The sequence below is a fragment of the Pacificitalea manganoxidans genome (genome assembly GCF_002504165.1).
Classification (GTDB): Bacteria; Pseudomonadota; Alphaproteobacteria; order Rhodobacterales; family Rhodobacteraceae; genus Pacificitalea; species Pacificitalea manganoxidans.
On the sequence record NZ_CP021404.1, the window covers coordinates 1,217,536 to 1,235,336 of the forward strand.

At 63.9% G+C, this 17,801-nt stretch carries 17 protein-coding genes, 2 tRNA genes and 1 pseudogene; 15 read left to right on the plus strand and 5 right to left on the minus strand.

The features are described from left to right. Positions 1-31: 31 nt before the first annotated feature. The 5 genes from ectB (at position 32) to CBW24_RS05570 (ending at position 5,220) form a co-directional block, all read left to right on the plus strand. The gene (ectB, locus tag CBW24_RS05550) at positions 32-1,321 is read left to right on the plus strand and encodes a diaminobutyrate--2-oxoglutarate transaminase (protein WP_097372931.1); all 1,290 of its coding nucleotides are present in this window, start codon (positions 32-34) and stop codon (positions 1,319-1,321) included. 5 nt (positions 1,322-1,326) lie between these two features. Continuing rightward, positions 1,327-1,728 carry an ectoine synthase gene (locus CBW24_RS05555; protein WP_088662101.1) on the plus strand — a complete coding sequence of 134 codons (402 nt, stop codon included), beginning with the start codon at positions 1,327-1,329 and terminating at the stop codon, positions 1,726-1,728. Between the two features lie 127 nt (positions 1,729-1,855). Further along, positions 1,856-3,322 carry an aspartate kinase gene (locus CBW24_RS05560; RefSeq protein WP_088662100.1) on the plus strand — a complete coding sequence of 489 codons (1,467 nt, stop codon included), beginning with the start codon at positions 1,856-1,858 and terminating at the stop codon, positions 3,320-3,322. A gap of 265 nt (positions 3,323-3,587) precedes the next feature. Continuing rightward, a complete protein-coding gene (locus CBW24_RS05565; RefSeq protein ID WP_141100226.1) occupies positions 3,588-3,989 on the plus strand; it encodes a DUF6795 domain-containing protein in 402 nt (133 codons plus the stop codon). Positions 3,990-4,050: 61 nt separating this feature from the next. Next, positions 4,051-5,220 carry a lipase family protein gene (locus tag CBW24_RS05570; protein ID WP_088662098.1) on the plus strand — a complete coding sequence of 390 codons (1,170 nt, stop codon included), beginning with the start codon at positions 4,051-4,053 and terminating at the stop codon, positions 5,218-5,220. A 46-nt stretch (positions 5,221-5,266) separates the two neighbouring features. On the opposite strand, the gene CBW24_RS05575 is transcribed toward CBW24_RS05570, so the two are convergent. The 3 genes from CBW24_RS05575 to CBW24_RS05585 form a co-directional block, all read right to left on the minus strand. Beyond that, positions 5,267-7,168 (minus strand): acyl-CoA synthetase, encoded by a 1,902-nt coding sequence (locus tag CBW24_RS05575; RefSeq protein ID WP_097372932.1) that lies wholly within the window; start codon positions 7,166-7,168, stop codon positions 5,267-5,269. Positions 7,169-7,356: 188 nt separating this feature from the next. Then, complete coding sequence (locus CBW24_RS05580) at positions 7,357-9,153, minus strand: ABC transporter transmembrane domain-containing protein (RefSeq protein ID WP_097372933.1); 1,797 nt, start codon at positions 9,151-9,153, stop codon at positions 7,357-7,359. Between the two features lie 122 nt (positions 9,154-9,275). After that, positions 9,276-9,349: transfer RNA gene (locus tag CBW24_RS05585), tRNA-Gly, on the minus strand. Between the two features lie 132 nt (positions 9,350-9,481). On the opposite strand from CBW24_RS05585, the gene queF reads away from it, so the two are divergent. Next, positions 9,482-9,946: a preQ(1) synthase gene (gene queF, locus CBW24_RS05590; RefSeq protein WP_088662095.1), complete on the plus strand. Its 465-nt coding sequence runs from the start codon at positions 9,482-9,484 to the stop codon at positions 9,944-9,946. A 116-nt stretch (positions 9,947-10,062) separates the two neighbouring features. Here the strand turns inward: queF and CBW24_RS05595 are convergent. Together CBW24_RS05595 and CBW24_RS05600 are read right to left on the minus strand one after the other, a co-directional pair. Continuing rightward, positions 10,063-10,137 (minus strand) — tRNA-Thr (locus CBW24_RS05595). A gap of 192 nt (positions 10,138-10,329) precedes the next feature. Beyond that, positions 10,330-11,178: a hypothetical protein gene (locus tag CBW24_RS05600; RefSeq protein ID WP_157773076.1), complete on the minus strand. Its 849-nt coding sequence runs from the start codon at positions 11,176-11,178 to the stop codon at positions 10,330-10,332. Between the two features lie 199 nt (positions 11,179-11,377). Here CBW24_RS05600 and CBW24_RS05605 point away from each other — a divergent pair, with 199 nt between their 5' ends. From CBW24_RS05605 to CBW24_RS05640, 9 genes and pseudogenes are all read left to right on the plus strand, one after another. After that, on the plus strand, positions 11,378-11,563 hold the full coding sequence (locus tag CBW24_RS05605; RefSeq protein WP_097372935.1) for a hypothetical protein: 186 nt from the start codon (positions 11,378-11,380) through the stop codon (positions 11,561-11,563). A gap of 114 nt (positions 11,564-11,677) precedes the next feature. Beyond that, positions 11,678-11,866, plus strand: coding sequence for a hypothetical protein (locus CBW24_RS05610; protein ID WP_097372936.1), 189 nt, complete (start codon positions 11,678-11,680; stop codon positions 11,864-11,866). Between the two features lie 45 nt (positions 11,867-11,911). Then, a complete protein-coding gene (locus tag CBW24_RS05615) occupies positions 11,912-12,916 on the plus strand; it encodes an aKG-HExxH-type peptide beta-hydroxylase (RefSeq protein ID WP_088662091.1) in 1,005 nt (334 codons plus the stop codon). Between the two features lie 109 nt (positions 12,917-13,025). Next, positions 13,026-13,220, plus strand: a complete 195-nt coding sequence (locus CBW24_RS18300) for a hypothetical protein (protein ID WP_141100224.1) — start codon at positions 13,026-13,028, stop codon at positions 13,218-13,220. Continuing rightward, entirely contained in the window at positions 13,213-14,487 is a 1,275-nt protein-coding gene (gene murA / locus CBW24_RS05620; RefSeq protein ID WP_097372937.1) for a UDP-N-acetylglucosamine 1-carboxyvinyltransferase, read from the plus strand. The genes CBW24_RS18300 and murA overlap by 8 nt, the downstream gene beginning before the upstream one ends. A 72-nt stretch (positions 14,488-14,559) precedes the next feature. Then, a complete protein-coding gene (locus CBW24_RS05625) occupies positions 14,560-15,057 on the plus strand; it encodes a DUF2948 family protein (protein ID WP_097372938.1) in 498 nt (165 codons plus the stop codon). 102 nt (positions 15,058-15,159) lie between these two features. Next, a complete protein-coding gene (gene hisD / locus CBW24_RS05630) occupies positions 15,160-16,467 on the plus strand; it encodes a histidinol dehydrogenase (RefSeq protein ID WP_088662088.1) in 1,308 nt (435 codons plus the stop codon). Between the two features lie 153 nt (positions 16,468-16,620). Beyond that, positions 16,621-17,103 carry a UPF0262 family protein gene (locus CBW24_RS05635; protein WP_088662087.1) on the plus strand — a complete coding sequence of 161 codons (483 nt, stop codon included), beginning with the start codon at positions 16,621-16,623 and terminating at the stop codon, positions 17,101-17,103. Between the two features lie 16 nt (positions 17,104-17,119). After that, positions 17,120-17,548, plus strand: a pseudogene (locus tag CBW24_RS05640) (arsenate-mycothiol transferase ArsC); the annotation flags it as partial. Between the last annotated feature and the right edge of the window lie 253 nt (positions 17,549-17,801).

The window sequence follows — 17,801 nt, forward strand, 5'->3', positions numbered from 1 at the left end:
TCCTATTCCCATAGACCCTAGAGGTACTCCTATGACGACTGTCTCGACAGCCGATCCGCATATCTTTGCCAATCGCGAAAGCGAAGCCCGCTCCTACTGCCGCACGTTCGACGTGCGCTTCACCAAGGCGAAGGGCAGCTACCTGCACACCGACGAAGGCGACAAGTACATCGACTTCCTCGCCGGGTGCTCGTCGCTGAACTACGGGCACAACGACGATGACATGAAAGCGGCGTTGATCGATCACATCACTGCCGATGGCATCGCCCATGCGCTCGACATGCACACCGCCGTAAAGGCCGAGTTCCTGCAGACGTTTCAGGACGTGATCCTGAAGCCCCGCGGGCTCGACTATCAGCTGATGTTCACTGGCCCCACCGGCGCCAACGCGGTCGAAGCTGCGATGAAACTGGCGCGTAAGGTGACCGGCCGCCACAATGTGATCGCCTTCACCAATGGCTTCCACGGTGTGACGATGGGTGCGCTGGCCGCCACCGGCAACAGCTACCACCGCGAAGGCGGCGCGCTGCCGCTGCAGGGTGTGACCCGTCTGCCCTATGACAACTATATCGACGGCGTGAACAGCGCCGACGTGCTGGAGAAAATGCTGGGGGATGCGTCCTCCGGTGTCGACGCGCCTGCCGCCATCATGCTGGAAACGGTTCAGGGCGAGGGCGGTCTGAATGCCGCGTCCCCGGAATTCGTGAAGCGGGTGGGCGAGCTGGCCAAGAAGCACGGCGCACTATTCATCATCGACGATATTCAAGCAGGCTGTGGCCGCACCGGCACGTTCTTCTCCTTCGAGGAAATGGGCGTGACCCCGGATATCGTGACGATGGCAAAATCCATCTCGGGCTTCGGTCTGCCGATGGCGTTGACGCTCATTAAGTCCGAGCATGACGTGTTCGGCCCGGCGGAGCATAACGGCACGTTCCGCGGCAACACCCATGCGTTTGTCACCGCCACGGTGGCCCTGAAGAAATTCTGGTCCGACGATACGTTCCAGAACGAAATCAAAGAAAAGTCGGAGCTGCTGACCCGCCGCCTGACCGAATTCGCCGGATATTTCCCGGGCCATAAGATGAAGGGCCGCGGAATGTTCCAGGGCGTTGATGTCGGGTCTGGTGAAACCGCCGCGGCGGTGTGCAAATACTGCTTCGAGCATGGCTTGGTTATCGAAACCTCCGGCCCCAATGACGAAGTGGTCAAGGTGCTGGCACCGCTGACCACCCCGGTCGAGGTTCTGGAGCAAGGCTTTGCCACCATGCTGGACGCGGCACGCATCGTCAGCGCCGCCCCTGAAACCATCGCTGCGGAGTAATTCCCATGATCGTTCGTGACTTCAACGACCTTAAAAACACCGACGCCACCGTGTCCGACCAGCAGTGGACATCTGTCCGTATGCTGCTGGCGGGCGACGGGATGGGCTTCTCGTTCCACATCACGTTCCTCGATGCGGGCTCGGAGCATACGTTCGAGTATAAGCATCACTTCGAGAGCGTGTATTGCATGTCCGGTAAGGGCACGATCACCGATCTCGCCACCGGCGAGACGCATAAGATCAAGCCCGGCGTGATGTATGCTCTTAACGAGCATGACCGCCACACCCTGCGGGCCGAAGAAGAGCTGGTCATGGCCTGCGTCTTCAACCCGCCGGTGACCGGCACCGAGGTCCATCGTGAGGATGGCTCCTACGCGCCGGCCGAAACCGAAGTGGCCGATGCGTAAAGGCTGAGGCCTGAGGGCTGACGCCCACGGGTGTTCCGGGACCGGCGCGGGCCATGCCGCCGGTTCCGGAACCCCGACTTCTTTTCCAAACCAGAGGACCCGCCGGATCAAGGCGGGCTGAGCTACAGTGACCCATCAAGCCCATACCGTCGAAAAGATCGGGGGCACCTCCATGACCCGCACGCAGGAGCTGCTCGACAGTTTGTTCCTGAACGGGGGCGAGGATCCCTACAACCGCATCTTCGTGGTCTCGGCCTATGGCGGCATCACCAACCTGCTGCTGGAACACAAGAAAACCGGCGAGGCCGGGGTCTATTCCCATTTCGCCAACAACGAATCCGGTCATAGCTGGTCGGAGGCGCTGAACACCGTCGCCACCGCCATGCGCGCCGCCCATGCCGAGATCCTCGACGATGGTGCGGATGTTGCCGAAGCCGACGATTTCGTGCGTGAGCGCATCGAAGGCGCGCGGTCCTGCCTGATCGATCTTCAGCGGCTGTGCTCCTACGGGCATTTCCGCCTGTCGAAGCATATGCTTGTCATCCGCGAGATGCTGTCGGGGCTGGGCGAAAGCCATTCGGCCTTTGTCACCGCGCTGCTGCTGCGCCGCAAGGGCGTAAACGCGCGTTGCGTCGATCTGGGCGGCTGGCGCGACGAGGAGGAATTGACCCTCGAAGAGCGCATCGCCAAGGGCCTCGACCATATCGATTTCGCCCGCGAACTGCCCATTGTCACCGGCTACGCGCAATGCAGCGAAGGCCTGATGAAGGTCTATGATCGCGGCTATTCCGAAGTGACCTTCAGCCAGATTGCTGCCCAGACCGGCGCGCGTGAAGCGATCATTCACAAGGAATTCCACCTCAGCTCCGCCGATCCGAAGCTGGTCGGCGTGGAAGCCGTGCGCAAGCTGGGGCACACCAATTACGACGTGGCCGATCAGCTGTCCAATATGGGGATGGAGGCGATCCACCCCTCGGCAGCCAAGACGCTGCGCCAGTCCGGTATTCCGCTGCGGGTGACCAACGCGTTTGACCCCGGCGATCCCGGCACGCTGATCGACGAGCAGCCGTCCGAGACGCCCCATGCGGAAATCATCTGCGGGCTCGACGTGCTGGCGTTGGAAGTGTTCGAACAGGACATGGTGGGCGTGAAAGGCTACGACGCCGCGATCCTTGAGACGCTGACTCGGCATAAGACCTACATCTGTGCCAAGTCGTCGAACGCCAACACGATCACGCATTACCTGAACACCACGCTGAAGCAGGTGCGCCGGGCCGAGCAGGATCTGTCGGAGCGGTTCCCCAATGCCTCCGTCACGACCCGGTCGCTGGCCGTGATTTCTGTGATCGGGCGCGACCTGTCGGGTCTGGGCTGTCTGGGCCGGGGTCTGGGCGCGCTGGCGGCAGAAGGCATCGAGCCGATCGCCGTCCTTCAGGGCTCCCGTCCCGTTGATATTCAGATGATCGTGCAGCGCGAGCAGGCCGATACAGCGATCAAGGCGCTGCATCGCACCCTGATCGAAGGCAAATCGCTGCAGGGCGAAGACGTTTCCAATGCCGAAGCCACGGACAACGTGGCCCAGTTCGCAGCCTGATAGCTCAGGCAGGACTAGCTTCGTCACCTCACGCCCGCCGGTCGCTCCGGCGGGCGCTTTTTTATGAAAGTTCGCCCTGCGATCAAACGCTTGGCGCGCAACGGGCGCATTGAAGGGCGCAGCAGACTTGTCAACGCGGTGACCCTTGGTCAATCTAGGGGTGTTCAGGTTCAGGTTTTTATCAGTAGGGCTGCATATTTTGCGGGCGCGCATCGGCATCATATTTATCGTCGCGGCCTCTGCCCTGCTATTTCTGGGGCAAAGCATGGCACTCGGCAAAGATTACGTTCTCATGTCCGAGATGGAGGGCCAGTTGGTGCTGCCTGACGGTGCGCCTGCCGCGCAGATCCGTCTGGAGCGGCATTGGAAATGGGCGTGGAAGAAATCCGAGGGCACCGACATCACCAGCACCGATGCCCAAGGGCGATTTCGGTTCGGTGCGGTCATCGGACACAGCCGCAGCGCAGGCATCCTGCCGCATGAACCCACAGTCCTTCAGGAAATCACCGCATTCGGTCCTGGGGGCAGCAGCCTGATCTGGTCGGCGCAGAAGCGCAATTACGACCCCGAAGGGGAGCTAGGCCGCCCGTTGCGGGTGCGTTGTGTGCTGGGCGCGGAGGAGGGCTCCGGCCCGCTGTTCTGGAGCACCTGCACGTTGATGGATTGAGCCAGGCGCCGTGATTTCGCGCGCCCGGTTGTGATGAGTTTATTTGAGAAAGGTATTCGCGATGCTCTCTCCCGCGTTGGCGGCTTTGATGGCCGATGGCGTCTATGGCGTGATGTATCAACCCAATGTTGCGCGTGCGCTGCGGGAGCGGGGCACGACCTCCGCCCCCATGACACAGACAGCCAGCACGCTTGTCGATGGGTTCGAATTGAACACCACTGCGGTGGAGGGGGCGTCTGGCAACCTCTGTTACGGCAGTCGGACCGGCTTTGGCATGGTGCTGACCGGCAAGGGGCGCAGGCAGGGGGAGGTGGCCGTGGTGTGCCGCGGCACCCAACTGACCGAGGATTGGCTGTCCAACATCAACGCCGCAATGGATATCGGCCCCGCCGGGCTGCCGGTGCATGCCGGGTTCAACCGGATCTACGCGACCATGCGCGCCGGGGTCCATGACCTGCTGCGCGGCACCAATCCGCATACGATTCATGTGGTCGGGCATTCGCTGGGCGGTGCCATTGCCAATCTCTTTGCCGCCGATTTTGCGGGCGACCGCCGCGCGGATGTGAAGCTTTACACCTTTGGCGCGCCGCGTCCGGGGGTCGGGTTCTTCTCCGATCAGCTGTCGCAGGTGCTGGGCACGGATCGTGTGTTCCGCGTCTATTCAATGGCCGATCCGGTGCCGATGGTGCCGATCTTTCCGTTCCGCCACGCGCCGCGCAATCCGGGTGGCATCCGGGTGGCGGCGGGCGGGCAGGGCATTTCGGTCAATGCGCATCTGATGGGCAGCTACGGCCCCGCCATGGAGGGCGGCAGTTGGGATGGGCTGCTGACGGCCTCGACCCACGTCGCAGACCACAAAAGCGTCGATTACTGGCTGGCACGCGCCAATGCTACGCTGCCTTTCTCCGGCATCGCGCTCTGGGCGCTTGGCAAGGCGCTCAACGGCATCCTCGACGCCGCCGAGATCGTGCTGGGCACCGCGATCACCGGGCTTGCCACCGCGATCGACGGCTGGGCGTTTCTGCTGCAAAACGCGGCTGCGGTGACGCGCAAGGTCGGCACCATGCTAGAAAGCTTCATCCGCGCGGTGTTTCGTTTCCTTGGCCGCACGGCGGAGGTGGGGATCAGCCTGACCGAAAGCTTCATCCGCTATGTGCTGATGCTGCTGTGGCAGAGCGTGACCACATTCGCGCGGCTGGCATTGAACGGCGTGAACCGGCGAATGGTCTAAGCCGGTGGGATACGGGCGCGCAGGGTCATCCGCGCGCCCGATCAGGTCATTCGGCGGCGGTGGGCTCCGCCCATTTCCACGGCCGGGTAAAGGCGCCGAGCACCTCGCGCACGCGGGCGTCATCCTCGCAGCCATTGCGCGACAGGCACGCCACCAGACCACGGGTGCGATCATCGATGACTTCGGTAACCTGCGCCGACAGGCCGGCATCGGTCAACGCGGCGTTATAGACGCGGGAAATGGCACGTTTGCGCAGGTCCGGCTTGAACACCTTGCCCACGGCGGTTTTCGGCAGCTCGTCGAGGATTTCGATATATTTCGGCATTGCGGCGCGTTCGTGGATGCGGGCGCGGGCAAATTCCAGCAGTTCCGCCTCCGTCACTGTCGCCCCGGCGCACAGTTCGACATAGGCGCAGGGCAATTCGCCGGCATGGGCATCGGGCTGACCGATCGCCCCGGCAAAGGCCACGTCGCTATGAGCAGCTAGGGCTTCTTCGATCTCCGCCGGGTCGATGTTATGGCCGCCGCGAATGATCAGATCCTTGGCGCGTCCGGTGATCCACAGATAGCCATCGGAATCGATCCGGCCCAGATCGCCGGTGCGCAGATAGACGTCGTGATGGAACAGGTCGTGGTTCTTGTCGGTCTCGGTATAGGTCGAACCCGCATAGACGCCGGGATTGTCGACGCAGATTTCGCCCACCTCATCGGTGGCGCATTCGACCGGGCCATTCTCGGTCTGGCGCAGAATCTTGACGTCCGTATAGGGGAAGGGCAGCCCGACGGAGCCGATCTTTTTGGTGCCATCCGTGGGATTTATAGCGACAAGGCATGTGGCCTCGGTCAGGCCGTAGCCTTCGACCACCTCGACGCCGGTTGCCTTCTCGAAGCGATTGAACAGCTCCGCCGGCAGGGGGGATGAGCCGGAAAACGCCGTCTGCACGGACGACACATCCGCATCCACAGGCCGCTGCATGAGGGCCGAAAGCGCCGTGGGCACGGTGATGATGAACGAAATTTTCCAGCGCTCGATCAGCTTCCAGAAATTATCGAACACCCCGTCGCCGCGATACCCTTGCGGGGTCGGGAACACGACATGGCTGCCCGACCAGATCATCGCCATCAAGATCACATGCACCGCGAACACATGAAACAGCGGCAGCGGGCAAATCACATTGTCCTCGGGGCGGAACAGCATCGTGTTGCCCAGCCAACCGTTGTAGATCATGCCCGAATATTTGTGCTGCGCGATCTTTGGCAGGCCGGTGGTGCCGCCGGTGTGGAAATAGGCCGCAACCCGGTCGCCTGCGCTGTCGGGGAAATCAAGCCCGGTGCGGGAATGCCGCTTCACCGCGCGGGCGAAGTCATGCACCTGCGCCTTATGACCGGGTTTCAGACGGGGCCGGATCAAGGGCACGATCAGCTTTTTTGCCCCGGTCAGGTAGCGCAGCAGATCGATCTCGATCACATGCTTGACGTTGGGCGCCAGTTCGACGGCGCGGGCGGCCTTCTGTGCGACATCGGTCTTGGGAAAGGCCTTGAGCGTGACCAGCACCTTGGCATCGGTTTCGCGTAGGATCCCCGCGATATGCTCGGCGTCGAGCAGCGGATTGATCGGTGCCGCCTTGCCCGCCATCATCGCGCCCAGCAGCGTCACGACCGTTTCGGTGCAATTGGGCAGGACATAGGCCACGGTGTCATTCTCACCGATCCCGAGCGAGCGAAACAGGTTCGCGGCCTGCACGCAGCGGGCGTAGGTCTCATCCCATGTCAGGGTTTCGGCCTTTGCTCCGGGGTCCGAGAACATCTGATAGGAGATGGCGTTGCCGGACCCGTAATTGTCACGGGCGCGGGCCAACAGGCCATGCATGGTGGCGGGAACGTCCCGTTGTTCCCAAGGCATCTCGGATTCGATGGCCTTGATATCGGCAATGGTGGCAAACCCCATCGCATCCTCCCTGTTCTGCTTGTGCCCGCGACGAGTGTCGCAGGCCCATCCTCCGTTGGAAAGTCTGACGCGGCAGCCCGGGCTCGCGCAAGCGTGACGCTGCGCACCCTGCTGCTCTACGTCAGGTCGCGACGGGGGCGACGCGTCGCCAACGGTGTTTCGGAATACTCGGGAAAACTCGTATGGACCTACTCGGCGGCAAGGCCTTCGGTAAACTGAAGCCGCGCCAGTCGCGCATAAAGCCCGCCTTCGGCGACCAGACTGTCATGGGTGCCCTCGGCGATGATCCGGCCTTCGTCGAACACCAAAATGCGGTCGGCTTTCTTCACGGTCGCCAGCCGATGCGCCACGATCAGAGTCGTGCGCTCCGCCGATAGCGCATCAACTGCCGCCTGCACCAATTGCTCGCTCTCGGCATCCAGAGCGGATGTCGCCTCGTCCAGAAGCAGGACCGGCGCGTCGCGCAGGATGGCGCGGGCGATGGCGATGCGCTGCTTTTGCCCACCTGACAGCATCACGCCGCGTTCGCCCACATAACTGTCATAGCCTTTGGGCAGGGTGCGGATAAACGTGTCGGCCGCAGCGGCGCGGGCGGCGGCCTCGACCTCCGCATCGGTGGCGTCGGGGCGACCGAACCGGATGTTTTCCCGCGCGGTGTCGGCAAAGATCACCGGGTCTTGCGGCACCAGCGCCAGCTGGCGACGGAATTCGGCGCGGGTCATGTCCGGTAGGGCGATGCCATCCAGACGCACGGTGCCCGATTCCGGGTCGTAGAAGCGCAGCAGCAACTGAAATACGGTGGATTTGCCCGCGCCCGAGGGGCCGACCAGCGCCACGGTTTCGCCCGGTGCGATGGTCAGGCTGATGCCCTCCAATGCAGCGATGTCGGGACGTGCGGGGTAGTGGAAGGTCACATCGTCAAACCGGATCTCGCCGCGTGCGCGCCCCTCCAGCCGGGTCGGCGCGGCGGGGTCGGCAACGGTGTCGCGGGCGTCGAGCAATTCGGCCAGCCGTTCGGTCGCGCCTGCGGCGCGCTGCAACTCGCCCCAGATTTCGGACAGCGCAGCGGTGGAGCCTGCGACCATGCCCGAATAAATCACGAACTGCACCAGTTCGCCTGCGCTCATCACGCCCGCCTGCACGTCGCGCGCGCCGATCCACAGCACGCCCAGAATGCCCGAAAACACCACAAAGATGATGATGATGGTCAGCAGCGCGCGCACGGTGATCCGGCGCAACGCGGAGCGGTAGCTGTCTTCGGTGATGCGGGCAAAGCGCGCCTGCGCCGTGGCCTCGGCGGAATAGGCCTGCACGGTCTGCGCGGACAAAAGCGCCTCGGACGCGTTGCCGGAACTCTCCGCGATGAAATCCTGATTTTCGCGGCTCAGCGCCCGCAGCCGCCGCCCCAGCGCAAGGATCGGCAGGATCATGACCGGCACGATCAGCAGCACCAGCCCCGTCAGCTTGACCGATGTGATGAGCATCGCCACCAGCCCGCCGGAAAAGATCAGCATGTTGCGCAGCGAATAGCTGACCGACGACCCGATCACCGACAGGATCAGCGTCGTGTCGGTGGTGATGCGGCTCAGCACCTCGCCCGTCATCAGGCGTTCGTAATAGGCGGGGCTCATCGCGATCATTCGGTCGAACACGGCGCGGCGCACATCGGCCACCACCCGTTCGCCCAATCGGGTCACGATATAATACCGCAGACCCGTGCCGCAGGCGAAGACCAGCGCGATGCCGATAGCGGCGATGAAATACTGATCCAGCAGATGCAGATCGCCCGCCGCAAAGCCATCGACGACCCGCCGCGCGGCCATCGGCAGCACCAGCGACACGCCCGCGGTCAGCATCAATGCAAGCCCGCCGAGGATGACCCAAGGCAGATAGGGCTTCAGGAACGGACCCAGCGCCCGCAACGCGCCGATCCTGCGCGACCCGTCGCGCTGCTCGGCGCCGGTGATGCTCGATCCTCGTGCCATCAGGTCTGCTCCCTCATCATGCCGGACCCGCTTACTGCCCACAGGGCGAGCCGTAAAGTGGAGGAGGGTGCGACCGGGTGTCGGGGCAGGGCCGGGGATCGCTGGATCGGAGAGGGAGAAGCTGGAGCGGGCAGCGGGAATCGAACCCGCACCAAGAGCTTGGAAGGCTCGTGTGATACCATTTCACCATGCCCGCTCGGTGGGGATGACGTATGTCACTGCCGCGGCGGGGTCAAGAGTGTGGACCGCTTCCGCGACGCCCGCCGCTTGACCTGCGCCTGTGGGCGCGCCATGACCCCGCGATCCATCCCCCGATGCCGGAGGCCGCATGAGCCAGGACATATATCAAGGGCTGACCCAGCTGGGCGGCCATACCGAACAGCCCGCCTCGCCCGAGGAGGCCGTGTTGGAACGCGTGCCGAACCCGCAGGCCGATGTCGATTATGCGGTGCGATTCACGGCACCGGAGTTCACCTCACTCTGCCCGATCACTGGCCAGCCGGATTTCGCGCATCTGGTGATCGATTATGTGCCCGGCGCGTGGCTGGTCGAAAGCAAATCGCTGAAGCTCTACCTCACCTCGTTCCGCAATCACGGCGCGTTCCACGAGGATTGTTCGGTCTCGATCGCGCGGCGGCTCATTGACCTGCTGGAGCCCAAATGGCTGCGGCTGGGTGGCTACTGGTATCCACGGGGCGGCATTCCGATCGACGTGTTTTTCCAGACAGGTGATATCCCCGCCGGTGTCTGGGTGCCCGATGCGGGTGTGCCGGGCTATCGCGGCCGGGGCTGAGCCGTCAGGCGGCAAACAGGCGCGGGGGCAGGGCAAACATGCCCCCGATCAAACCAACAGCACACCACGCTCAGACATCGAGTGTCGCGGGATCTAATAAAACGGAGGGGGGGAGATGGTGCTGTGAGAGAGGATTGAACTCTCGACCTCACCCTTACCAAGGGTGTGCTCTACCACTGAGCTACCACAGCATCTCGTTCTCCAGATTGCTAACCCGAACCGGGGTTCGATGCAAGCGGGCTCTGGAAAAGCCCTTTAGTTTCAGGAGCCTTCGCCGATGTGACGGCCCGTCCAAGGAGGGGCGATCCAGTATCGAGCGCCTGCGGCGTCCTGTGTAGTGTGGCGCGTTTTACTGATTGAGCGACGGAGTGCAAGCAGTTTTCTCACGGGATTCGCGGCGGGCGCAAAAAAGGTGATCGGAGCTTTGGAATCCGGCGCATCTCGACCAGCGCGCCGGGGTTATCGGGCACCAATGCCTGAAGCGCGGCGACCAATGCGGTGCCGTGCCGGGCAATCAGCGCGTTGCGGTCAGCATTCGGATGGCCCAGCTTCAGCCCGATACTGGGGTTGGTGTTGATCTCGAATACCTGCACCCGGCCATTGTGGAGCCCGTAGTCAGCGCGGCCAAATTCCATCTGGGCCACATCGAACGCGGCGCGGATCGGCGCCTCGAACGGGTTCAGGTCGAAATCGGCCAGATCGCGGGCATAGGCGTCATCGGTCGCGGCGGCGACGCTGCCATGTTTGGCCAGCCAGTTCTGTTCGCTCACGGGCGGCGCGGGGATGATCCGGTCGCCCAGCCGGAAGGCTGCGTATTTGCGGGTCGCGCCATTGGCGTCCCGCTCCGTGGGTTGGAACTGAATGAAGCCCAGATCCGACAGCACATGCCCGGCGGCTAGCGCCTGTGTCAGGGTTTCGCGGGCGGCGGCTTCGTCTTCGATCAGCCCGCCGAACACCCCGCGATGCGCCGACATCGTGCGCAGGAAGACGGGATAACGGTCGGGCCATTCGTCCAGCATTGGCAGCCAGCAGGTGTAATCGATCAGTCCCGCGCCGCGCAATTTGCGGATCAGCCCAGCCCGCGGCAGAAACTTGCGCGGGTCGTTGAGCGCGGGAAGCCCGGCATCGCGCACGCGGTCGTGCATCCGCACGGCCAGTTCCAGCCATGCCGGTGACAGCCGGTCCAGATCGCAGAAGATATAGACCGCGCGCGGCAGTCGGGTGAGGCGCATCAATTCCCAATAATGTGCCACATGAACAGGCGTTCCCGCCGCTGTTGCCGCATCGACGAGGCCTTTTAGATGCCGCCGATGATCCCGCGTGGTCACGAAGATCGCATGAATTGTATTTTTCTTGACGCGAAGTAACAACTCTGGAACCGTCCCTATGAACCTCCGCGCATAATGCGCGATTGCTGCAGGGAGTCTACAAATGTCTACCAACGGTAAACCCGTTCACAGCCCGCGGTCCGGCGTCTGCGATCCCCAGCGGCTGATGGGCTTCCGGCTTCTCGATGGCAGCCGCATGGCCGTGCTTCAGGCCAAGCGTGGTGACAAGCGCGTTGGCGTTCCGGTCGTGGCGCTCGGGATGAAGCAGGGCAAAAAAGACGTCTTGTGATTTCGTCTCCCTTCCGGGGGAGTGGCGATAGGGGGACGTGCCGCAAGCGGTGCGTCCTTTCGTCGGTTCTACCGACTAGTTTGAATGTTAACACCATTAGATAGGATGACCCATATGACCAAATCTGCGACTGACACGACCCCTGCCATCGATCCCACCCGCCTCATGGGCTTCCGCATCATCGTCGATACCGAAGCCGGCGACACCGTGCTGGGTGCCAAGCAGGGCCGTAAGGATCTGGGACGTCCCGCGACCCTTATGGCTGCGAAAATCGGGTTGAAAGCGGGCAGCAAGGTCACCTGAGGCCCGCGCGTCGCGATATAGAAATCTGACCCGGAAAGACCAATAATGACGGCCACGCCCGCCGCGATCTCGCGCTCCGACTCATTCCGATTCGCGCCATCCGCGCTTGAGGGGGAGGCAATCGACGCCGCGGTCCACGAAGACCTTGCCGCATCACTGGCCTATCTGGCTGAACACTTGGCCCCGGCGCATCCTGAATCCGCCGGGGCGCTTGATGCCGTTGCGGCGCGCATCCGCGATGGTCAACGTCTGCCGCCCGTGGCCTTTGGCCTCTATTACCGGATGGGTGAGGCTGCACTGGGCGGGGATATCGACGCGGCCGCCGATATTGCGCAGGTGCTGGCGCAGGTGCCCGCGGCGGCGCCCGGTCTACAGGTCATCTACCGCGGCGGAGCCAATTCCGACGCGCTTTGGCCCGTGCTGGAAGAGCGGTTCGGACCGGAAGAGGCCGCAGGCTTTGCCCCGATCACCGCCGAAATGGCCACCGATTTCGAAGCGCGGCTGAAGGACGGTCTGGCGCTGATGCACTCCGCATTGCCCGACCTGCATGGCGAGATTACCGCGATCCTGCGCGAAGTGCTGCTGGCGCAGGCGCCCGCAGGCGCGAAGATGGAATTCGACGGCGCGTCACATTATCAATTCTGGGGGTTGCTGTTGCTGAACCCCAATCACCACAAAACCCCACTCGCCGTCGTGGAGGTGCTGGCGCACGAAGCCGCACATTCGCTGCTGTTCGGCCTGACCCGGACCGAGCCGCTGGTGCTGAACTCCGATGATGAACTGTTTACGTCGCCGCTGCGGGTCGATCCGCGTCCGATGGATGGCATCTATCACGCGACATTCGTGTCGGCCCGGATGGCTTGGGCGATGGAGCGGATGTCCGAATCTCCCGCTTTGCCCATCGAATTGCGACAGGAAGCCGCCCACCTCGCGGCCGAGGATCGCGCGAATTTCGCCAAGGGGATCGGCACCGTCGATGCTCACGCGCGGCTCAGCACGACTGGCGCGCGGATCATGGAGCAGGCGCGCGCCTATATCGATGGGCAGTGACGGGACGCCGTGCGACCTCCCGGGTCAGCAGCGCTGATGGCCTGCGCAGCGCGGGTTTTGTCTCGCCCGGACTGGACGCGGGTGGGGCACTGACTTACCTGTCCCTCCCATGGCCGGACCTACGCGAAAAAATACCGGGACCCAGTCCCGCGACGAGCGCCTGAAACAGGCGCTGAAGTCTAATCTCGCCCGGCGCAAGGCGCAGAAAAAGGCACGGGATACCGGCCAGTTGGAGCGGGACGACGCCACCGGACCAAACGGGCCGGGGCGCGGGCAGGACGAGGAGCAGACCCCGAATGGATAGAATCGTGGTGACCGGAAACGGCCCGCTGAACGGCGAGATTGCGATCTCGGGGGCGAAGAACGCCTGCCTGACATTGATGCCGGCAACCTTGCTCAGCGATCAGCCGCTGACCCTGACCAATGCACCGCGCCTGTCGGACATTAAGACGATGACCGAATTGCTGCGCTCGCTCGGGGTCGAGGTGTCGTCGCTACAGGGCGGTCAGGTTCTGGCGATGTCGTCGCATGACCTGACCACGACCCGCGCCGATTATGAGATCGTCCGCAAAATGCGCGCCTCGATCCTTGTGCTGGGGCCGCTGCTGGCGCGCTACGGCCACGCCGAAGTGTCGCTGCCCGGCGGCTGCGCCATCGGGGCCCGGCCTGTGGATCTCCACCTGAAGGCGCTGGAGGCGATGGGCGCAGAACTGGATCTGCGTGATGGCTATGTGCATGCCAAGGCCCCGACCGGCGGCTTGCAGGGCGCAGTGTTCGAATTTCCAATCGTGTCCGTCGGCGCTACCGAAAACGCGCTGTTAGCAGCAACGCTGGCCCGCGGCACGACCGTGCTGAAAAACGCCGCCCGCGAACCCGAGATCGTCGATCTGGCGCATTGCCTGATCCGCATGGGCGCGCGCATCGAGGGCGTCGGCACCTCCACCCTGACGATCGAAGGTGTGGACAGCCTGTCGGGCGCGACCCATCCGGTCGTCACGGACCGGATCGAACTGGGCACCTACATGCTGGCCCCCGCGATCACAGGCGGTTCGGTCGAATTGCTGGGCGGGCGGCGGGATCTGGTCGCGGCGTTCTGCGATAAACTCGAAGCCGCCGATATCGAAGTCACGGAAACCGAGCGCGGCCTGCGCGTCAGCCGCAAGAACGGTCGCCTGCGGGCCGTCGATGTGGTGACCGAGCCGTTCCCCGGCTTCCCCACCGATTTGCAGGCGCAGATGATGGCGATGCTCTGCACGGCCGAAGGCACCTCGCGGCTGGAAGAGAAGATCTTTGAGAACCGGTTCATGCATGCGCCCGAACTGATCCGCATGGGCGCGCGCATTGACGTGCAGGGGGGGCGTGCCTCGGTCACCGGAGTCGAACGGCTGCGCGGCGCGCCTGTGATGGCGACCGACCTGCGCGCCAGCGTCTCGCTGATCCTCGCCGGTCTGGCGGCAGAGGGCGAAACGGTCGTGAACCGAGTCTACCATCTGGACCGGGGTTATGAGCGGGTCGAGGATAAACTGGGCGCTTGCGGCGCAAAGATCGAGCGCATCAGCGACAAGGGCTGAGCATGGCCTGAGACTTGGCAGGGCGCGCGGCCCCATGCGCGCCCGCCGTATAAGAAGCAACGGAACGTGACGATGACCGACGCGACTTTTCAGGACGGAGCCGAAACACCGCTATACCTCAAGGCGCTGGATGCCGGGGCGGTGCCGCTGCTGTCCGCCTATGCGCAGGATGCGGTATTCCCGATCTCGGAGATGCGGTTCGATAAGATGGACCGCCACTTTGCGCTGTTGATCAACCGCTTCCGCTGGGAGGACAGAGCCGCCGCAGAGGCGCAGGGCCGCCCCTATGAGCGTGTGCGCGCGGTGTTGATGATCGGCGATGTGATGCGCGTCGCGACCTCCGGTATCGACCGCAGCGACAAGGATCTGGTTCTGTCGCTTCTCGATATCGCGTTCGAGCCGGGCGCGGATGGCACCGGCACCTTGCTGCTGACGCTGGCGGGGGATGGCGCGATCCGGCTGGAGGTCGAGTGCCTCGACCTGCTGCTGCGCGATGTGGAGCGCCCCTATGCTGCCCCGTCGGGCAAGGTGCCCTCGCATCCCGTCACCGAGGACGGCAGCGCCGGATAGGCGGCAGGTAGGCGGGGGACGGGCGCGTCGCGATGGCCTTGGGCGAAGGCTTGAGGCGCGGCGCGGCAGCGGCTACATCAGCCGCCAACCCGAGGAGTTCCGATGCCCATCAGCCTTGACGCCACCGCCGCCGGTTTCGATGCCGATTTCGCCGCCCTGCTGACGATGAAGCGGGAAGACAGCCCCGATGTGGATGCCGCCGTCGCCGCGATCATCGCCGATGTGCGCGCGCGGGGCGATGCCGCGCTGATCGAACTGACTGCGAAATTCGACAGGCTTGAGCTGACGCCCGAGCGTCTGGCCTTCACGCCCGAGGAAATCGACGCTGAATGTGCGCGCGTGCCGGAGGCAGAGCGCGAGGCGCTTGACCTCGCCGCTGCACGCATCCGGGCCTATCACGCGCGTCAAATGCCCGAAGACGCGCACTGGACCGATGACAGCGGCGCTACGCTGGGATGGCGGTGGTCGGCGGTGGAGGCCGCAGGGCTATATGTGCCGGGCGGTCTGGCATCCTACCCGTCATCGGTGCTGATGAACGCGATCCCTGCCGCCGTGGCGGGGGTGGAGCGTCTGGCGATCTGCGTGCCGACCCCTGATGGCGTGGCCAATCCGCTGGTGCTGTATGCGGCGCGGCTGGCGGGGGTGGATCGCATTTACCGCATTGGCGGCGCGCAGGCGATTGCGGCGCTGGCCTATGGCACCGAAACCGTCGCCCCGGTGGATAAGATCACAGGCCCCGGCAATGCGTTCGTCGCGGCGGCAAAGCGGCGGGTGTTCGGCAAGGTCGGCATCGACATGATCGCGGGCCCGTCCGAGATCCTCGTTATCGCCGACGACACCGCCAATCCCGATTGGGTTGCGCTGGACCTGTTAAGCCAAGCCGAACATGACGAAAGCGCGCAGTCGATCCTGATCACCACCAGCGCCGAGACAGGCCGCGCCGTGGCGGACGCTGTCGAGCGGCATTTGCAGGTATTGGAGCGCCGCGACATTGCGCGCGCAAGCTGGCGGGATTTCGGCGCCATCATCACGGTGCCCGATCTCGCGCAGGCGGCGGCCCTCTCGAACCGCATCGCGCCGGAGCATCTGGAACTCTGCGTCGCCGATCCCGAGGCCCTGCTGCCGCAGATCCGTCACGCAGGTGCGATTTTCGTCGGTCAATGGACGCCGGAGGCCATTGGCGACTATGTCGGCGGGCCAAACCACGTCTTGCCGACGGCACGTTCGGCGCGGTTCTCCTCGGGGCTGTCGGTCATGGATTTCCTCAAACGCACGACGCTGGCGCGGATGACGCCCGAAAGCCTGAATGCCATCGGTCCCGCCGCCGAAACGCTTGCCCGGTCCGAAAGTCTACAGGCGCATGGCCTGTCGGTGCGCGCGCGTCTGGACGCCCTGAACGCCAAGACGTAACGCTTTTTGCCGCAGCGCAGCATTTTTCGGGCCCGGCACATTGACTTGAGACGCACGGGGGCTTCTTTCCATCGAAAGGGTGGCCATTGCCGCCAGCCGCGACAGGCTTTAGGCTGGTCGCGCCTGCCGGCACAAAGCGATTGAGGTGCCGCGATGAGTGCACGACTGATCGACATTGAGATTGACGATGCGAACCTGCCGCCTCCGACCCCGGAGATCGCGCAGGAACGGAAAGTCGCGATCTTCGATCTACTGGAAGACAACAGCTTTACCCTGCCGCCGCGGGGCGAAACGGCGGTTCCGCCCGGTCCCTACCGGCTGAACCTTGCGATTCGCGAACGGCGGCTGGTGTTCGATATCGCCAACGAAGATCGGCAGCCGGTGGGCGAATTTCACCTGTCTCTGGGCCCGTTCCGCCAAGTGGTGAAGGATTACTTCCAGATCTGCGAAGCCTATTTCGACGCGGTGAAAAAGCTGGCGCCGTCGCAGATCGAAGCGATCGACATGGCCCGGCGCGGCATCCACAACGAAGGCGCACGCGTGCTGATGGAGCGGCTCGACGGCAAGGCCGAGGTGGACAGCGACACTGCACGGCGTCTGTTCACGCTGATCTGCGTCTTGCATTTCGGGGGCTGACTGCGTGGCGGGAGGCATGCCCCAATCGATCCTGTTTTGCTGCGACCACAATGCCGTTCGCTCGCCGATGGCCGAGGGGCTTATGAAAAAGCTGTTTGGCACGCGGGCCTATGTGCAATCGGCGGGGGTGAAGAACGACCTCGAAATCGACGGCTTTGCCATTTCCGTCTGCGCGGAGATCGGGGTGGAATTGTCGACCCATCGCGCCCGCAGCTTCGACGATATGGAGCAATGGGGCGATGACCTGTCATCCTACGATCTGATCGTCGCGCTATCGCCTGCCAGTCAGCGCAAAGCGCTCGACCTGACGCGTTACGCGCATCTGGAGGTCGAATATTGGCCGGTGCTGGACCCCACCGGGCTGGGCGAATCGCGCGAAGCAAAGCTGGACGCCTATCGCCAGACCCGCGATCAGATCATCGCTCGCATGGATGCGCGCTTTGGCCGGGTCGGGGGCGCGGGGCAAAGCGGTCAGACGGGGCAAGGCGCTGGGAAAGGCACGGGGCAAGGCACTGGCGCAGGGCAGGGCGCAGCCGGCACGCAGGGCAAAGACAGCACCGACTGACCGCCATGCCCCATCCCGACGCGGGCCCGTGACCAAGCCCGCAATTTCACCACTCGCCCCGCCGCAAACGCCGCCCGTAGGGTAACGATTGCGAAACCGCGCGGTTAGGACTTGAAAACAGCGCCGTTCAGGC

Excerpts from the sequence above, each read along its gene's own strand:
- CBW24_RS05570 (WP_088662098.1), top strand. The coding sequence starts at position 4,051 with ATGCTCTCTCCCGCGTTGGCGGCTTTGATGGCCGATGGCGTCTATGGC.
- CBW24_RS05600 (WP_157773076.1), bottom strand. The coding sequence starts at position 11,178 with ATGCGCCTCACCCGACTGCCGCGCGCGGTCTATATCTTCTGCGATCTG.
- CBW24_RS05610 (WP_097372936.1), top strand. The coding sequence starts at position 11,678 with ATGACCAAATCTGCGACTGACACGACCCCTGCCATCGATCCCACCCGC.
- CBW24_RS05555 (WP_088662101.1), top strand. The coding sequence starts at position 1,327 with ATGATCGTTCGTGACTTCAACGACCTTAAAAACACCGACGCCACCGTG.
- CBW24_RS05580 (WP_097372933.1), bottom strand. The coding sequence starts at position 9,153 with ATGGCACGAGGATCGAGCATCACCGGCGCCGAGCAGCGCGACGGGTCG.
- CBW24_RS05635 (WP_088662087.1), top strand. The coding sequence starts at position 16,621 with ATGAGTGCACGACTGATCGACATTGAGATTGACGATGCGAACCTGCCG.
- hisD (WP_088662088.1), top strand. The coding sequence starts at position 15,160 with ATGCCCATCAGCCTTGACGCCACCGCCGCCGGTTTCGATGCCGATTTC.
- CBW24_RS05615 (WP_088662091.1), top strand. The coding sequence starts at position 11,912 with ATGACGGCCACGCCCGCCGCGATCTCGCGCTCCGACTCATTCCGATTC.
- ectB (WP_097372931.1), top strand. The coding sequence starts at position 32 with ATGACGACTGTCTCGACAGCCGATCCGCATATCTTTGCCAATCGCGAA.
- CBW24_RS18300 (WP_141100224.1), top strand. The coding sequence starts at position 13,026 with ATGGCCGGACCTACGCGAAAAAATACCGGGACCCAGTCCCGCGACGAG.
- CBW24_RS05575 (WP_097372932.1), bottom strand. The coding sequence starts at position 7,168 with ATGGGGTTTGCCACCATTGCCGATATCAAGGCCATCGAATCCGAGATG.
- CBW24_RS05565 (WP_141100226.1), top strand. The coding sequence starts at position 3,588 with ATGGCACTCGGCAAAGATTACGTTCTCATGTCCGAGATGGAGGGCCAG.
- CBW24_RS05625 (WP_097372938.1), top strand. The coding sequence starts at position 14,560 with ATGACCGACGCGACTTTTCAGGACGGAGCCGAAACACCGCTATACCTC.
- CBW24_RS05605 (WP_097372935.1), top strand. The coding sequence starts at position 11,378 with ATGTCTACCAACGGTAAACCCGTTCACAGCCCGCGGTCCGGCGTCTGC.
- queF (WP_088662095.1), top strand. The coding sequence starts at position 9,482 with ATGAGCCAGGACATATATCAAGGGCTGACCCAGCTGGGCGGCCATACC.
- murA (WP_097372937.1), top strand. The coding sequence starts at position 13,213 with ATGGATAGAATCGTGGTGACCGGAAACGGCCCGCTGAACGGCGAGATT.